The sequence below is a fragment of the Blastococcus sp. TF02A-26 genome, assembly GCF_003319125.1.
Taxonomy (GTDB): Bacteria; Actinomycetota; Actinomycetes; order Mycobacteriales; family Geodermatophilaceae; genus Trujillonella.
Genome location: NZ_QOHG01000005.1, coordinates 15,392 through 31,370, shown reverse-complemented (window position 1 = coordinate 31,370; position 15,979 = coordinate 15,392). Strand labels below are relative to the sequence as shown.

At 74.7% G+C, this 15,979-nt stretch carries 16 protein-coding genes and 1 tRNA gene; 6 read left to right on the top strand and 11 right to left on the bottom strand.

Annotated elements, in window-relative coordinates:
- The first annotated feature begins 8 nt into the window (after positions 1-8).
- Entirely contained in the window at positions 9-893 is an 885-nt protein-coding gene (locus DQ240_RS06960; protein ID WP_233498568.1) for a glycosyltransferase family 9 protein, read from the top strand.
- On the opposite strand, the gene DQ240_RS06955 is transcribed toward DQ240_RS06960, so the two are convergent.
- From DQ240_RS06955 to DQ240_RS06920, 7 genes are all read right to left on the bottom strand, one after another.
- On the bottom strand, positions 890-2,545 hold the full coding sequence (locus tag DQ240_RS06955) for a substrate-binding domain-containing protein (RefSeq protein ID WP_113838907.1): 1,656 nt from the start codon (positions 2,543-2,545) through the stop codon (positions 890-892). The two genes, DQ240_RS06960 and DQ240_RS06955, sit on opposite strands and share 4 nt — an antisense overlap.
- Positions 2,546-2,642: 97 nt before the next feature.
- Positions 2,643-3,620 (bottom strand): UDP-glucuronic acid decarboxylase family protein, encoded by a 978-nt coding sequence (locus DQ240_RS06950; protein WP_113838906.1) that lies wholly within the window; start codon positions 3,618-3,620, stop codon positions 2,643-2,645.
- A 169-nt stretch (positions 3,621-3,789) separates the two neighbouring features.
- Positions 3,790-5,151 carry an ABC transporter substrate-binding protein gene (locus DQ240_RS06945; RefSeq protein WP_233498567.1) on the bottom strand — a complete coding sequence of 454 codons (1,362 nt, stop codon included), beginning with the start codon at positions 5,149-5,151 and terminating at the stop codon, positions 3,790-3,792.
- Positions 5,152-5,264: 113 nt separating this feature from the next.
- Positions 5,265-6,440: a branched-chain amino acid ABC transporter permease gene (locus tag DQ240_RS06935; protein ID WP_113838904.1), complete on the bottom strand. Its 1,176-nt coding sequence runs from the start codon at positions 6,438-6,440 to the stop codon at positions 5,265-5,267.
- Positions 6,437-7,321: a branched-chain amino acid ABC transporter permease gene (locus tag DQ240_RS06930; protein WP_113838903.1), complete on the bottom strand. Its 885-nt coding sequence runs from the start codon at positions 7,319-7,321 to the stop codon at positions 6,437-6,439. The genes DQ240_RS06935 and DQ240_RS06930 overlap by 4 nt, the downstream gene beginning before the upstream one ends.
- A 33-nt stretch (positions 7,322-7,354) precedes the next feature.
- Entirely contained in the window at positions 7,355-8,140 is a 786-nt protein-coding gene (locus DQ240_RS06925; RefSeq protein ID WP_233498566.1) for an ABC transporter ATP-binding protein, read from the bottom strand.
- Entirely contained in the window at positions 8,133-9,023 is an 891-nt protein-coding gene (locus tag DQ240_RS06920) for an ABC transporter ATP-binding protein (protein ID WP_233498565.1), read from the bottom strand. Before DQ240_RS06920 ends, DQ240_RS06925 begins: the two co-directional genes overlap by 8 nt.
- Before the next feature lie 180 nt (positions 9,024-9,203).
- Between DQ240_RS06920 and DQ240_RS06915 the strand changes: the two genes are divergently transcribed.
- Entirely contained in the window at positions 9,204-10,418 is a 1,215-nt protein-coding gene (locus DQ240_RS06915; protein ID WP_113838901.1) for a CdaR family transcriptional regulator, read from the top strand.
- Between the two features lie 13 nt (positions 10,419-10,431).
- On the opposite strand, the gene DQ240_RS06910 is transcribed toward DQ240_RS06915, so the two are convergent.
- Both DQ240_RS06910 and DQ240_RS06905 read right to left on the bottom strand, forming a co-directional pair.
- Entirely contained in the window at positions 10,432-10,665 is a 234-nt protein-coding gene (locus DQ240_RS06910; protein ID WP_113838900.1) for a DUF2630 family protein, read from the bottom strand.
- Positions 10,666-10,703: 38 nt separating this feature from the next.
- A complete protein-coding gene (locus DQ240_RS06905; protein WP_113838899.1) occupies positions 10,704-11,630 on the bottom strand; it encodes a prephenate dehydrogenase/arogenate dehydrogenase family protein in 927 nt (308 codons plus the stop codon).
- A 175-nt stretch (positions 11,631-11,805) separates the two neighbouring features.
- On the opposite strand from DQ240_RS06905, the gene DQ240_RS06900 reads away from it, so the two are divergent.
- The 4 genes from DQ240_RS06900 (at position 11,806) to DQ240_RS06885 (ending at position 13,628) form a co-directional block, all read left to right on the top strand.
- Positions 11,806-12,318, top strand: a complete 513-nt coding sequence (locus DQ240_RS06900) for a tRNA adenosine deaminase-associated protein (protein WP_113838898.1) — start codon at positions 11,806-11,808, stop codon at positions 12,316-12,318.
- On the top strand, positions 12,315-12,971 hold the full coding sequence (locus DQ240_RS06895) for an HAD-IA family hydrolase (protein ID WP_113838897.1): 657 nt from the start codon (positions 12,315-12,317) through the stop codon (positions 12,969-12,971). Before DQ240_RS06900 ends, DQ240_RS06895 begins: the two co-directional genes overlap by 4 nt.
- Positions 12,972-13,089: 118 nt before the next feature.
- On the top strand, positions 13,090-13,530 hold the full coding sequence (locus tag DQ240_RS06890; RefSeq protein ID WP_113839111.1) for a nucleoside deaminase: 441 nt from the start codon (positions 13,090-13,092) through the stop codon (positions 13,528-13,530).
- 10 nt (positions 13,531-13,540) lie between these two features.
- Positions 13,541-13,628 (top strand) — tRNA-Ser (locus tag DQ240_RS06885).
- Between the two features lie 72 nt (positions 13,629-13,700).
- Here DQ240_RS06885 and DQ240_RS06880 read toward each other — a convergent pair.
- Both DQ240_RS06880 and DQ240_RS06875 read right to left on the bottom strand, forming a co-directional pair.
- On the bottom strand, positions 13,701-15,410 hold the full coding sequence (locus DQ240_RS06880) for a serine/threonine-protein kinase (RefSeq protein ID WP_199589138.1): 1,710 nt from the start codon (positions 15,408-15,410) through the stop codon (positions 13,701-13,703).
- Between the two features lie 40 nt (positions 15,411-15,450).
- On the bottom strand, positions 15,451-15,795 hold the full coding sequence (locus DQ240_RS06875; RefSeq protein WP_113838896.1) for a hypothetical protein: 345 nt from the start codon (positions 15,793-15,795) through the stop codon (positions 15,451-15,453).
- Between the last annotated feature and the right edge of the window lie 184 nt (positions 15,796-15,979).

Sequence of the window (15,979 nt, the reverse complement as noted above, 5' to 3'; positions counted from 1 at the left end):
TCACCGGCGTGCCCGCCATCCGGGCGGTACGGGCCGCCGTGCCCGGCCACCGGCTGGTGCTGGCCACCACCCGGGCGCTCGAGCCGCTGGCCGGCCTGATCGACGCCGTCGACGAGGTGCTGCCCGCGCGGGAGCTCGAACCCCTGGACTGGGCCGGGCCGCCGCCGGAGCTCGCGGTCGACCTGCACGGCAAGGGGCCGCTGTCGCACGCCGTCGTCGCCGACCTGCACCCCGGACGGCTGCTCACCTTCGACAGCCCCGGCTACCCGGGCCCGACCTGGTACGCCGACGAGCACGAGGTGCGGCGGTGGTGCCGGCTGGTCGCCGAGGGGCTGGGCGTCGACGCCGACCCGGACGCGCTCGACCTCGCCGTCCCGGCCGTGCCGCCGCCGGTGACCGGCGCCGCGCTCGTGCACCCCGGCGCGGCCTTCCCGGGCCGCCGGTGGCCCGTGGAGCGGTTCGCGGCCGTCGCCCGGCACCTGGCGGGGACCGGGCACGACGTCCGGGTCACCGGCGGCCCGGCCGAGGTCGACCTGGCCCACGCGGTGGCCGGGCACGCGGGCCTGGGGCCGGACGCGGTCCTGGCCGGGCGGACGACGTCGCTCGAGCTGGCCGCCGTCGTCGCCGCGGCACGGGTGGTCGTCTGCGGTGACACGGGGGTGGCGCACCTGGCCACGGCCTACCGGCGGCCCTCGGTGGTGCTGTTCGGGCCGGTGTCACCGGCGCTGTGGGGCCCGCCGCCGCGGGCCGGGCTGGGCGGAGATGCACTGCACGTCGTCCTCTGGCACGGCGACGGCGCCGGCGACCCCTGGGGCACCGAGCTCGACCCGGCGCTGGCCCGCACCACCGTCGACGAGGTGCTCGCCGCGCTGGACCGGGTGCTGGCCGCCTAGCGCTGACGGATCGCGTCGAACAGCACGCCCTGCAGGTCGCCGGGGTCCTGGGCGTCGTAGGCCCGCCCGCCGGTGGCCTCGCACAGCTGCTGCAGCGCCACCAGGTCGGTCTCCGGTCCCAGGGCCACGCCCACGATCTGCACCGGCCGCTCGGGGTCGGCCTCCGACCGCAGGGTGTCGATGAGGCCCTGCAGCGAGATGCCCTGCGCGTCGTCGTCGTTGGTCCCGTCGGTCAGCAGGACCACGCTGGAGACCGCGCCCTCCTGGTACTCCTCGCGGGCGGCCCGGACCGCGGCCAGCGCGGTGTCGTAGAGGCCGGTCCCCCCGGCGGTCAGCGACCCGGCCAGGCCGTCCAGCGCACCGGCCAGGGTCTCCCGCTGGGAGCGGCCGTCGACGTCGGCGTCCAGGGCCCGCAGCGGCACCCGCTCCACGTGGTCGTCGGTGCCGTTGACCTGGTAGGCGAAGGTCCACAGCCCCACCGAGTACTCGTCGGGGAGCCCGGCCAGTGCGGTGCGCGCGGCGTCGACCGCCAGCGAGATCCGGGTACCGCCGGCCGCGGGGGCCTCCATCGACCTGGAGGTGTCGATGACCGCCAGCAGGCGGGAGGGGGCGAGCACCCGGTTGGCCTGCTCGATGGCGGCGATCGCGGCCTCGGGCTCCATCGGCAGCCGCTCCGGCGCCGACTCCTGCGTGCCGGTGTCCGGCCCGGCGCCCTCCGGGGCGTTCCCGTCCGCGTCGCGGAACCCGGCCGCGCGCACGGCCTCGGCGGCCTCGTCGGAGGTCAGCGCGGCGACCACGGCGTCGACGGCGAGGCGCCGGTCGTCCTCGGCGTCGCCGGACCGCAGCACCGGGTAGTCCAGGTAGGCCGAGCCGCCCTCCGGGTAGAGCGCGATCATCTGCGAGTCGCCGGCCTGGTGGCTGGCGAGCACGTCCTGCTCGCTCGCCGCCCAGACGCCGGCGTCGACCTCACCCGCGATGGAGGCGCTGCGGACCTCCTCGACGGTGGCGCCGGATCGCGCGAGGCCCAGCGACGCGGCGAGCTCCTCGTCGGACACCTCGACCCCGTTGCCGGTCTGCTCCACCGACAACGTGATGCCCAGCTGCCGGGCCGAGCCGGTGAGGTCCGCCGTCGGCAGCGACCGCCCCGAGGTCAGTGCCGCGACGACGACGTCGAGCCAGACCGGGGTGGGGTCGAGCAGGTCCATGTCCTCGGCGGCGGCGCGGCTCGTCGCGAGGACGACGGGGGAGGTGGCCATCGAGCCGGTCGACTCGAGTGCAGCGCCCTCGACCTGGGCCGGCCAGATCGAGGAGTCGGGCACCCAGACGTCCGGCAGGCCCGTCTCTGCCCCGGCGCGCAGCGCGGCCGCGGTCTGCAGCGGGTCCTCCGGGGTCACGTCGGCGGTGACGCAGCCGTCGAGGGAGTTCCCGGCGAGCAGCTCCTGGGCGACCGGCGCGATCTCCGGCGCCACCGTCACCCGCACGGCCTGGGTCTCGTCACAGCCCCCGCCGGATCCGTCGTCGGAACCGGCCAGCCACCACACCAGCCCGCCCGCGATCAGTACGACCACGGCCAGCGCGGCGATCAGGGGGACGAGGGGCGGCCGCCAGCCGCGCCGGCTGTCGGTGGTGCTGGGAGAGGCATGGCGGCCCATCGATGCGCTCCGTCGTCGTCCGGACACTCAAGGCGACCCCGTTCGCCGCCTCCAGACTAGAGGGACAACGGGGTGTGCCGGTGCGACGACCGAGCGTTCAGCCGGCGGCCCGCTGCGCGGCCTCCCGTTGCGCGGCGAACCAGGCGACGGTGCGCCGCAGGCCCTCCTCGGAGGGCACCTGCGGCTTCCAGCCGAGCAGCTGCTCGGCGCGGGTGGTGTCGGGACGGCGGACCTTCGGGTCGTCGACCGGCAGGTCGATGAACTCCACGGGGGAGTCCGAGCCGGTCATCTGCACGATCCGCTGCGCCAGCTGGAGCATCGACAGCTCGTCGGGGTTGCCGATGTTCACCGGCCCGGGGTGCCCGGAGAAGGCGAGGGCGAGGATGCCGCGGACGGTGTCGTCCACGTAGCAGATGGACCGGGTCTGGGACCCGTCGCCGGCCACGGTGACCGGCCGCCCGGCCAGGGCCTGGCCGACGAACGCAGGGATGGCGCGGCCGTCGTCCGGGCGCATCCGCGGGCCGTACGTGTTGAAGATCCGCACGATGCCGGTGTCGGTGCCCTTCGACGTCCGGTAGGCGGTGGTCATGGCCTCGCTGAACCGCTTCGCCTCGTCGTAGACGCCGCGCGGGCCCACCGGGTTGACGTTGCCCCAGTACTCCTCGGTCTGCGGGTGCTGCAGCGGGTCGCCGTAGACCTCGGAGGTCGACGCCAGCACGTACCGGGCGCCCTTCTCGTGGGCCAGGCCGAGGGTGTGCAGCGTGCCGAGACTGCCGACCTTGAGCGTCTCGATCGGCATCCTGAGGTAGTCGATCGGGCTGGCCGGCGAGGCGAAGTGCAGCACCAGGTCCACCGGCCCGGGCACGTGCACGAAGTCGGTCACGTCGCAGCGGACCAGCCGGAAGCCGGGGTGCTCCATCAGGTGCACGACGTTCTGCGGCGACCCGGTGAGGAAGTTGTCGAGGCAGACCACCTCGACGCCGCGGTCGAGCAGGTGCTCGCACAGGTGGGAGCCGAGGAAACCGGCGCCGCCGGTCACCACCGCCCGCCGGATCGTCCGGGTCGCGTGCACCATCTCGGATCTCCTCGGGCCGCAGCCGACGCGCTCCGCTGGCGCGTCCCCGGTCTCCTACCCGGCGGCGGGACGGCCACACACTCAGCCCTTGAAGTGTTCCTGCGCCGGAACGCCGACGGCCGCCGGTCCCACGAGGGGACCGGCGGCCGCCGGTGCTACGAGGAGGTGATCAGCCGATGGCTTCCTCGTCCGGGATGCCGTTCTCCGGCGGGGTGGACGCCTCGCCGTCGAACTCCTCGATCTCCGCGTCGCCGACGTCGGTGACCAGGACCGGGGTCAGCGCCTCGCCGCTGCCGTCGGCGTTGATCCGGCTGACCGCCATGCCGCTGATGCCGGCGTGCCGGTCGGCGGAGTAGCGGAACGGAGCGAGCGCCGGACCCTGGAAGTCCCCACCGGCCTCCTCGAGCGCCTCGACGAGGTCGTCGCGGGTCGGGTTGCGGCCGGCCGCCTGCAGGGCCTGCACCATCGTGTAGGCCTGCGACATGCCGTAGATGCGGAAGTTGGTGAGCTCGCCCTCCTGGCCGGACTCCTCCCACACCTGCTGGAAGAGCTGGACCCAGGGGTTGTCGACCTCGTCCACCGTCGGCAGGTAGTCCGTGGTGTACGTGCCCTCCAGCGGAGCGGAACCGCTGATCGCGCCCTGGGAGAAGCGCTCGAGCAGGGAGCCGACCAGCTGCGGGTCCGATCCGACGTTGGAGACGAACCACTCCGGGTCGTAGCCCAGCTGCTGGGCGGTGATCCGGGCCAGCGCGGTGTAGATCGGGGTGTTGAAGCCCACCACGAAGTCGGCACCCGACGCCTGGAGCGCCGAGATCTGCGCGCCGAGGTCGGTGTTGCCGGAGGTGTAGGTCTGCACCTCGACGATCTGGTCGTCGTCCAGGTACTGGCGGACGCCCCGCTCGCCGTCCTCGCCGAAGTCGTCGTCCTGGAGGAAGAGGCCGACCTTGGCGTCGGGGAGGTTCTCGGCGATGTACTGGCCGATGATCTTCCCCTCGCTCTCGTAGTCGGTCTGCCAGCCGAACGTGTACGGGTTCTCCTCGGGGTTGTCCCAGAGGGACGAGCCCGAGGCGACGAAGAAGTCCGGGACGCCCTCGCCGTTGAGCAGGTCGAGCGCGGCGTTGTGCGTCGCCGTCCCGAGCCCGCCCATCATCGCGAAGATCTCGTCCTCGAGGACGAGCTGGTTGACGACCTGACCGGTGTTGGTCGGGTTGTAGCCGTCGTCCAGGTACCGCCACTCGATCTGGCGGTCGTAGACGCCGCCGTTGGCGTTGACGTAGTCGAAGTACGCCTGGACGCCGGTCGGGATCTCGCTGTAGCCGGGCGCGGCCGGGCCGGTCAGCGGGTAGTGCGCACCGATGAGGACGGTGTCCTCGGTCATGCCGGGATCGGTGGCCTCGTTGTCCTCGGCGGTGCCGCCGCCACCGCCACCGCCGCCGCCACCACCGTCGTCGTCGCCGCCACAGGCGGCCAGGGTGGAGGCGATCGTCGCCGCGGCCAGGAAGCTCACGAGGCGTCGGGAGTTTCGGGTCAAGGGTTCTCCTTGTGTGTTGCCCGGGCAGCTCTGCCCGGGAGACTGGGGGATGCGGCGCGCGCGGCGGCGGTGGATGCCGGCCACGGGGGAGATGACGGTCTCGTGGTGGCGGCTCACCTCCCGCCGGCTCGGGCGGTCGCACGCGCGGCCCGCCGTCGGAGGAGTGCCAGCCGGACCGTGCCGACCAGCCCTGCGGGAGCGAAGAGCATGACCGCCACCAGCAGCAGGCCGTAGACGACGTAGGCGGCCTGCGAGGCCTGCGCGGACGCGATGTCGAAGGAGTCCCGGCCGATGTCGCTGGCCCAGCGCGGGAGGAACACCAGCAGCGCCGAGCCGAGCAGCGCGCCGAAGAGGCTGCCCAGACCGCCGATGACGACCGCGGTGAGCAGCGACAGCGAGAGCACCGGCAGGAACGACCCCGGTGCGGCCAGCCGGACCACGATCGCCAGCACCGCTCCGGCGAGCCCCGCTGCCGCGGCGCTGACCACGAAGGCGAGGATCCGCCAGGCGCCCAGCGAGATCCCGGCCAGCTCGGCGGCCACCTCCTGGTCGCGCACCGCCCGCCAGGTCCGGCCCATCCGGCTGCGCATGAGGTTCGCAAGCAGGAAGTAGGTGAGCAGCAGGCAGGCGACGGAGATGTAGGCCAGCCACTTCGTCTGGCTGCCGTTCTCGCCCGAGATGGCGTTGATGGCCTCGTCGAACCAGTCGGGCGCCCGCTCGATGCGGACGTTGATGCCCTGCTCGCCGCCCAGGGTCTCCTTGAAGTACAGCGTCAGCCCGGGCACGCCCACCGCCAGGGCCAGCGTCGCGCCGGCCAGGTACGGGCCGTGCAGGCGGGCGGCCGCGACGCCGACGAGTGCACCGACGAGCGCGGTCGCCGCGACGGCGATCAGGAAGATCAGCGGCAGGGGGAGCGGTTCGCCCTCGTCCACGTCGAGCAGCAGCGCCGTCGTGTAGGCGCCGACGGCCATGAGCGCGCCGTGGCCCAGGGAGATCTGCCCGTTGAGACCGGTGAGCAGGGTCAGGCCACCGGCCGCGATGGCGTAGTAGGCGACCGAGCTGATCTGCGCGTTCGTGCCGGGCTCGGTGAGCTCGAGCAGGGCCACGGCGCCGACGGCGCAGAGCACCAGGACGAGCAGGTGCCGCAGCAGGGTGCTCTTGGGCAGGAACGAGCGGCCACTGGAGGCGGCCGCCGACGAGGCGTTGCCGGCGGCGGTGGCGGTCGAGGGGGCGTCGCTCGAGGCGGCGCCGGGCGTGCCCGCGGGGGTCTGCGTGTCGCTCACGGTCATGCCCTCCGGGCGGGGGTCGTCGAGAAGAGGCCGCCGGGGCGCACCAGGAGGACCACCACGAGGATCACCAGCGCGGCCATGCCGAGCAGCGAGTCGTCGAGGTAGCCGCGCACGTAGTTGAGCGCCAGGCCCAGGAGCAGGCCGCCGACGACGGCGCCGATCGGCGAGTCGAGGCCGCCGAGGACGGCGGCGACGAAGCCGAAGACGATCAGCGTGTCCATGAAGTTCGGCGAGATGAACGCGACGTCGCCGGCGATCAGGATGCCCGCCAGCGAGCCGACCACCGCGGCCAGCGCCCAGCCCAGGGTGAGCATGCGGCCCACCCGGACACCGAGCAGCCGGGCGACCTCCTGGCCGAACGCCGAGGCGCGCATCGCCAGGCCGACCCGGGTGTACCGGAACAGGACGATCAGCAGCACCATCGTGATCAGGACCGCGGCGAGCGTGTAGAGCCCGTTGTTGGACAGCCCCAGGGTGAAGCCGTCACCGACCTGGAAGAAGCGGTTGGACACCGGCGGGACGAACGCGCGCTGGTCGACGCCGAAGATCAGCGCGACCGCGCCCTGGATGGCGATGAACAGACCCAGGGTCACGATGACGGCGTTGAGCTCGGGGCCGCCCTCGACCGGACGGACCACCACCCGCTCGATGACCGCGCCGAGGACGAGACCCGACAGCAGCGCCACGACCAGGGCGAGCCAGTAGGACAGCCCGTTGTCGATCAGGGCGACGGCGATGAACGTGGTCGCCGCGGCCATCGAACCCTGCGCGAAGTTCACGATCCGGGTGGACCGCCAGATCAGCACGAGCGCCAGGGCGAAGGCGGCGTAGACCAGCCCGTCGATCACCCCGCTGAGGCTGAGGAAGAGGAATTGCTCCACTAGTGGACTGCCTTCGACGATGCGGACGAGTGGTCAGAAGCCGAGGTACGCATGGCGCAGGTCCTCGTCGGCGGCCAGGGCGCGGGCGTCGTCGGTGACGACCACCCGGCCGAGGTTCAGGACGACGCCGGTGTCGGCCACCGACAGGGCGCTGCGGGCGTTCTGCTCGACGAGGAGGACCGACAGGCCCTCGCTGTCGACCAGCTGCCGCACCAGCCCGAAGATCTGCGCCACGATCCGCGGCGCGAGCCCCAGGGAGGGCTCGTCGAGCAGCAGGATGCGCGGGCGGGCCAGCAGGGCGCGGCCGACGACGAGCATCTGCCGCTCACCGCCGGAGAGCGTGTGCGCGGGGTTGTCCCGTCGCTCCGCGATGCGCGGGAACAGGTCGTAGACCCGGTCGAACTCCTCGCGCCCGACCTTGCCGCGGAACAGCGAGCCGACGCGCAGGTTCTCGTCCACCGTCAGCTCGGCGATGACGCCGCGACCCTCCGGGACGTGCGCCATGCCCTTGTGGACCATGGCCTCGACCGGCGCGCGGGTGATCTCCTCGCCGTCGAGCAGGACCTTCCCGGACGTGGGGCGGACCAGTCCGCTGATCGTGCGCAGCAGCGTCGTCTTGCCCGCGCCGTTGGCACCGAGGACGGCGGTGATCCGGCCGGCCTCCGCGGTCAGCGAGACGCCGTCGAGGGCGCGCACGGGACCGTAGGAGGTGGACAGGCCCTGCACCTCGAGCAGCGCGGTGGTCGTCGTCGTCCCGCCGGCTACGGCGGTGTCCGGGCGGCCGCCGCCGTAGCGGGTGGCGCCGTGCGGCTCAGCCACGGGGGCCCTCCTGGGTGCTGGCGGGGACCTGGGCGGCCGACCGGCCGCCGAGCTCCGCGGCATCGGCGTCGACGTCGACGTCGTCGCCGAGGTAGGCCTCGGTGACGGCGGGATCGGCGCGGATCTCCTCGGGTGTGCCGACGGCGATCTGCCGGCCGGAGTCGAGCACGGTGATCCGGTCGCAGACCCGCATGACCAGGTCCATGTGGTGCTCGACCAGCAGCACGCTCATCCGGCTGCAGAGCACGCGGATGAGTTCGCCGAGCTCGTGCATCTCGTCCTCGGACAGACCGCTGGCCGGCTCGTCGAGCAGCAGCAGCTCCGGGTCGGCGACCAGGGCACGGGCGAGTGCGACCCGCTTCTGCACCGGGTACGGGAGGCTGCCGGGGTAGCGCCCGGCGTACTCGACGGCGTCCAGCTCGGCGAGCGCGTCCAGCGCGCGCCGGCGCAGCCGCTCCTCGTCCTTGTCCGCCGTGGGGATGGCGAACAGGGCGGAGAAGAAGCCGGCCTTGGCGTGCCGGTGCGCGCCGACCATGACGTTCTCGAGGACCGTCATGCCGGGGAACAGGCCGACGCCCTGCAGCGTGCGGGCGATGCCCAGCTTGGACAGCTGGGCCGGGCGCAGTCGGCGGAGCTCCTCTCCGCGCCAGGTGATGCGCCCGGAGTCGGGGCGCACCAGCCCGCAGGCGACGTTGAACATCGTCGTCTTGCCGGCCCCGTTGGGGCCGATCAGGCCGTGTACCTGGCCCGGCTCGACGGTGAGGGACACGTCCTCGAGGGCGGTCACACCGCCGAAGGCGACGTTGATGCCCGTCATCTCGAGTCGGGCAGTGGGGGACCGGTCCGGTCCATCGGCGGTGCGGTCGTGCGGCGGTTCCGCCACGGGCCCACATCTCCTCGGGGGTCTAGGAGGTCACCCGACCGGGTGTGCGGTCGGCGACGATTGGGTCACGGCTACGTCCCCAGGAGATTGCCTGCCGGTGGTGACGGTCACAATGGGCGCGACGCACAGTGATGGACGACCGGGGTTGTGCGCAGCGCAGCGTGGCAGGGGAGGTGGGCGGTGCACGTGTTCCCGTCGGAGGTGGCGGACCGGCTGAGCCAGATCGCGCCACAGATGTTCGACCAGGTGGACGCGATGGTGGACCGCATGGTCGACGTCCTGCTGCGGACCGAGCCGGCCTACCGCGAGCTGGACCTGGTCGAGCTGCGCCGGTCCAGCCGGGCCGGTCTGGCCGGCGGCGTCCGCAGTCTGGTGGGCCTGGCGGGCGGGACGAGCGAGGTGCACTGCTCCGAGGCGCGCGAGGTGGGCCGCCGGCGGGCCGCCCAGGGCATCCCGCTGGAGGCGGTGCTGCGCGCCTACCGGCTGGGTGGGCAGATCACCTGGGAGACGCTGCTGGCCGTCGCCCGTGACTCCGGCGCCGCGAACGACACCCTCCTGGTCGAGGTGGCGGGCTCGGTCTGGCGGACCAACGACGTGGAGTGCGCGGCGCTCGCCGAGGGCTACCGCGAGGAGCAGCGGCGGATGGACTCGGTCGACGAGGCCGCCCGGAGCCACGTGCTCGACGGGCTGCTGGAGGGCCGGGGCGGCGACCCGGCGTTCGTCCGTGCCGCCTCCGAGCTGCTCGGCATGCCGCTCGCCGGCCGGCTGCTGGCCGTCGTCGCGATCCCGGACCAGGAGGGCGCCGCCAGCCTGGTGGACCCCGCGGGCGGTCTGCTGCGCCGCGGCGTCCGCTCGGTGTGGGGCGAGCGGTCCGGCGCGCAGGTGGGCGTGGTGGCGCTGGGCACCCGCCGGTCGACCGACGTGCTGGGCTGGCTGCGGGCGATGGCCGCCGGGCCGGTCGGCGTCTCCGCGGAGGTGGAGGGCGCCGCCGGGGTGGCCACCGCCTACCGGCTGGCCGACACCGCTGCCCGCACGCTGCCGGTGGGCACCCGCCAGGTCGTCACGATCGACGACCGGCTGCCCGAGGCGCTGCTGAGCAACTCCCCGGAGATCAGCTCGCGGCTGGTGGGGCAGTCCCTCGGCGGGCTGCTGGAGCTGCCGGAGGACGAGCAGGCGGTGCTGCTGGAGACCCTCGCGGCGTTCCTGGCCGCCGACGGCTCACCGACCCGCGCGGCCGACGAGCTCTACTGCCACCGCAACACGGTCATGCACCGGCTGCGGCGGATCGAGTCGGTGACCGGGCGCAAGGTCACCGACCCGAGGGCCCGGCTGCTGTGGCAGCTCGCCCTGCTCATCGCGCCCCAACTGCAGACGGCGGCCCGCCCCGCCGCGTGACGGCGGCCCTCCGCTACTGCAGGTAGCCCTCGACCTCCGAGGCGGGGCGCACCTCGGCCTCCTCGGGGTCCTCGTCGTACTGCCGCTTCGCGCGCCGCTGGCGGAGCAGGTCCCAGCACTGGTCCAGCTGGACCTCGAGCTCGCTCATGCGCGAGCGCTGCTCGTCGGTGTGCTCCCCGCTGTCGCGGAGCGCGTGCTCCTCCTCGACCAGGGAGTGGATGCGGCTCAGCAGGTCCTTCTCGTCCATGATCGCCTCCCTGCCCGCGGTGCCGGGCGGGGAAACGGTCAGGGGGTGTCGGGCAGCCGGCCCTCCACGAAGGCGGCCAGGCGCCGGGTGACGGCACCCCCGGCCCGGCCCAGCGCCAGCAGCGCCGCCCGCTCGAGCGGCACCCGGATCGTGCGCGATCCGGCCGGCGCCGCCGCCCGGACCGCGTGGCCGGCGGCCACCAGCTCGGGCCAGGGCCGGGTGAGCTGCTCCTGGACGCGGGCGAGCGCGGCGGCCGTCGGCCCGGCGTTGTCCTCGACCATGGCGGTGACCAGTGCGGGGTCGCTGGCCGCCACGCGGGTCCCGTCGCGGAAGCTGCCGGCGGCCAGCGAGAGCGCCAGCGGCCCGGCCTGCCCCGCGGCGGCGGCCAGGGCCGCGGCCAGCAGGTGGGGCACGTGGCTGATCGCCGCGACGGCGTCGTCGTGCTCCGCGGCCGCGACCGGCACGACCTCGGCGCCGACGGCCAGCGCGACCTCGGCGACGCGCAGCCACCGGGCCAGGTCGGTGTCCGGCTCCAGGCAGACCGCCCACCGGGCGCCGCGGAAGAGAGCGGGATCGGTCGCGGCGTGGCCGGAGCGCTCCGTGCCGCACATGGGGTGGCCGCCCACGAACCGGTTCCCGAGGGTGGCGCCGACCGTCCGCAGCACCGGCAGCTTCACCGAGCCGAGGTCGGTCACCGTGGCGGTCGGGTCGACCGCGACCCCGGCCAGCGCCGTGGCCATCGCCGGGACCGGCACGGCGAGGACGACGACCCCGGACATCTCCGTCCCGATGCGGACCCCGCGCCCGGCGGCCGCGTCCCGGGCGGCGGGGTCGACGTCCCACCCGGTGACCTCGCGGCCGGCCTCGACGAGTGCGGCGGCGAACGACCCGCCGAGCTGGCCCAGGCCCACCACCCCGACCGGCGGGACGGGCATCGTGGGCACCGGGAACGCGGCGTCGGCCATGATCAGAGGCTATGACCTACGCGCTCCCCCCATCTCCGCGCGCCATGTCCCACGCGCTCCCCCCATCTCCGCGCGCCATGTCCCACGCGCTCCCCCCATCTCCGCGCGCCATGTCCCACGCGCTCCCCCCATCTCCGCGCGCCATGTCCCACACGCTCCCCCTCCGCCGCGTGCCATGACCTCCGCCGACCCCTCCTCCCCGCCCGGCCCGGCCAGCTACGCGCTGCGCGTCGCCCGGAACGGGGGGACGTGGCACGTGCAGCTGCTGGCCGAGGACGCCGGGGACGAGCTGCCCGTGCTCGAGCGGGCCCTCGGCGAGCCCGGGGCCGAGGAGTGGCCCGGCCCGTTCGTCGTCGTGGTCGACTCGCGGCTCTACTTCGTCGTCCTGCGGCACGGCCCCGGCGGCATGGTGCGGGCCTTCATCTCCGACGCCACGATGCTGGAGTGGCTGCTCGCCAGCGAGGTGGTCGAGCGCTACGGCATCGCGGTGGACACCGAGGGCGCGTTCGACGACGACGAGACCGGCTGGCCCGGCGGTGACCTCGACCTCCTGGCCGACTACGGGCTGCCGGCCGACGAGCTCCGGCCGATCGTGACCGCCGACGACCTGTGGGCCGACGAGATGGTCGCCCGCATCGCCGGCCGGCTGGGCTTCGCCGACGAGCTCGCCGCGGCGGTGGCCCCGTGAGCGCGACGGTCTCGGCGGTGGTGTTCGACCTCGGCGGGGTGATCACGGAGAGCCCGATGACCGCGTTCGCCGCCTACGAGGCGGAGGCCGGCCTGCCCGACGGGTTGATCCGCCGGCTCAACAGCACCGATCCGGACGCGAACGCCTGGGCCCGGTACGAGCGGGGAGAGCTCGACACGGCCGGTTTCTGCGCCGCGTTCGAGGCCGAGGCGCTGGCCGCCGGTCACCGCGTGGACGCCCGGCGCGTGCTCGCCGCCCTGGCCGGGGAGCTGCGGCCGGCGATGCTGGCCGCCGTCGCCGCGCTGCGGGAGGCCGGCGTGCCCCTGGCGCTGCTGTCGAACAACGTGGCGCCGATGGAGCGGACCGGGCGGCTCGGGGACCTGCTGGGAGTGTTCGACGCCGTGGTCGAGTCCTCGGTGGAGGGCGTGCGCAAGCCGGAGCCGGAGATCTACGAGCGGGCGCTGCAGCGGCTGTCGGAGGCCGTGCGACGCCCGGTGACCGCGTCGGACTGCGCCTACCTCGACGACCTGGGCATCAACCTCAAGCCGGCCCGTGCGCTGGGCATGCACACCATCAAGGTGGTCGACCCGGCCGTGGCGCTCGCCGAGCTCTCGGACCTCGTCGGCCTGGACCTCGCCGGCGCGGGCCGGTGACGGTGTCCCTCCCCGCACGCTCGGGCTGTGCTCCCGATGTGGAGCAGAGCCCGAGCGGGCGCGGGGACACCCGGTGACCGGCGCCGGACCGCTCGCCGGTCCCGTGCTCGAGGCGGCGATGGGCCGGGCCCTGGAGCTGGCCGCCGCGGCGGAGGAGTGGGGCGACACCCCGATCGGCGCCGTCGTCCTCGGAGCGGACGGGACCGTCCTCGCCGAGGCGGCCAACGAGCGGGAGAAGCGCGGTGACCCGACCGCGCACGCCGAGGTGCTGGCGCTGCGCGCGGCGGCGCCGGTCGTCGGGGACGGCTGGCGGCTGACCGGCGCGACCCTCGTGGTCACGCTGGAGCCCTGCACGATGTGCGCCGGCGCGAGCGTCCTGTCCCGCGTGGCGCACGTCGTCTACGGCGCCGACGACCCCAAGGCGGGCGCGGCCGGCTCGCTCTGGGACGTGCTCCGGGACCGGCGGCTGAACCACCGCCCGCTGGTCACCGGCGGGATCCGGGCCGAGGAGTCCGCCACGCTGCTACGCGCGTTCTTCCGCGCCCGGCGGAGCCTGTAGTCTCTCCGGCGGTGGCGTGTCCGAGCGGCCGAAGGGTCCCGCCTCGAAAGCGGGTGAGGTGCAAGCCTCCGTGGGTTCAAATCCCACCGCCACCGCCAGCACACCGACGGCGGCGTCCGTCCGGGACCGTGTCCCGGGCCGGCGCCGCCGTCGTCGTACCGGAGGAGCGCTCAGACCGCGACGTCGAGGTCGACCAGCAGCCGCCCGTCCTCCCCGCGCACGAACTCGACGGAGTGCGTCTCGACCTGCGTCTCCCCGGAGCGGGAGAACTGCACCTCCGTCGTCGCGGTGATCCGGTCGCCCTGGTCGGTCACGTCCCGGACGTCGAGCAGCTGGACCGCGGCCCAGGTGCTCCAGAACCCGGAGTAGGACCCGTAGCTCACCAGTGACCGGAGGCCCGGGCCGGTGAGGGCGTAGGCGCTCTCGGGGTCGCCGGGCAGGAGGGCGTAGTACTGCTCGAGGGTCTGCTGCACCTCCGCGGCCGGATCCGGCGGCGGTTCCTCCGACGACGGCGGGCCGGGCTCCGCCGACGACGTGGGCTCGTCCTCGTCGACGCCGGAGGTGGTCGGGGTCTCCTCCGTCTCCGAGGACGTCGGCGCGGTCGGCTCCGACGACGACGCCGGCCGGTCCGCGCTCGGGTCGTCCCCGTCGCCGCCGTTGGCCAGCGCGAACCAGGTGACCCCGCCGCCGACGAGGAGCAGCAGCACCAGCCCCGCGACCAGCAGCGGCCAGCGGCGCCGGTCCCGCCGGGGCCGGGCCGCCGCCGGAGCGACCGCCCGGGCCGGCTCCCGGTCGGGCGCAGCCGCCGGTGCCGGGGCGGCCGGCGGATCGGGGGTCGGGGTGGGCGTCGGGTCCGGCGCCGCGGCGGGCTCCGGCGCCGGGCCGGCCAGCGTCCGCGGTGGTGGCGGCGGTGGCGTCGGCGGCGGTGGGGGAGCGGCGCGGACGGGGGCCTCGTCGACGGGCAGGGACGCCGTCCGCGAGCGCCCGGGCGCGGCACGGAGGTCGGTGCGCGCCAGCAGCACGGTCGTGGGGTCGCCGTCGCGTCCGGCGGCGAGCCGGACCAGCCGGTCGCGGACCCGTTCCATCGTCGGCCGCGCCCCCGGGTCGTCGACGAGCATCTCCATGAGCGGCGCGGTGAGGGAGCCGGCGCGGCCGGGCGGTCGCACGGAGCCCTGCGCCACCCGGTGCAGCAGGCGGAGGGCGTTGTCGTCCATGCCGAACGGCGGCTGGCCCTCCAGGCAGGTGTAGAGCGTCGCGCCGAGCGAGAAGACGTCGCTGGCCTCGCTCATCTCCACCCCCTGGGCCACCTCCGGCGCCAGGAAGGCCGGCGTGCCGGTGATCTGGCCGGTCTGGGTGAGGGTGACGTCGCCGATCGCGTGCGAGATGCCGAAGTCGGTGATCTTCACCAGGCCCTCGACGTCCCCGCCCTGGCCCACGAGCACGTTGGCCGGCTTGACGTCGCGGTGCACGATCCCCGCCGCGTGCGTGGCCGCCAGCGCGTCGGCGACCTGGGCCCCGATCTGGGCGACCTGGTCCGGGCGCAGCGGGCCGTCGTCGAACAGGACCTGCGCGAGGCTGCGCGAGGGCAGGTACTCCATCACCAGCCACGGCTGGCCGCCGTCGGTGGCGACGTCGTAGACGGAGATGGCGTGCGGATGGCTCAGCCGGGCGGCGATCCGGCCCTCCCGCAGCGCCCGCTGGCGCTGCTGGTCGATCAGCTCCGGGCCCGCGTCGGCCGGCGGGAGGATCTGCTTCACCGCGACCTGGCGGCCGAGCAGCTCGTCGCGGGCGCGCCAGACCGTGCCCATCCCGCCGCCGGCGATCTGCGCCAGCAACCGGTAGCGCCCGGAGACGAGGTGGCCCGGCCCGATCACCTGCACGGGTGCTCCCCGCCGCGCCGAACCCCGAGCCGCACGCCGCTCAGACGGTGCTGGGCGCGCCGAAGCGGCGGGCGTACTCCTCCTGGGCGCCGGCCGGCAGGGCGTCGTACAGCTCGCCCAGTTCCTCCGCGGCGTCGGGGGAGAGGTCGTCGAAGAGCGTCCGCCAGGTGGGCGGCTCGTCGTAGCTGCGGGTCAGCAGCAGCTCCCACGCCTGGGTCTGCCGGTCGCGGTGCATGCGCTCCGCGGCGAACTCGGTGAGGTAGCGGTCCTTGGCGGCCTGCTTCTCCTCCGGCGTGGCACCGGGCGGCAGGCCCTCCGGGTCGGCGCCCTTGAGCACCGCGACGATGGCGTCGACGACCTCCGGCCGTGGCTCTGCTGCGCTCATCCCGACCGCCTCCCGTTCTCCGGCTCCTCCGGCCGGTCCGCTGCGGCCCGACCGGTTCTCCATTCCCACGCGTCCGTCGTCCAACCGCCGTCCCAGCCGTGACGACGACGCCCCAGCTCAGGCGTCCGGAGGGCTACGGTGCGCCGACGCCCGACCGCCGAGCTGCGGACGGCCGGGTTCGCAG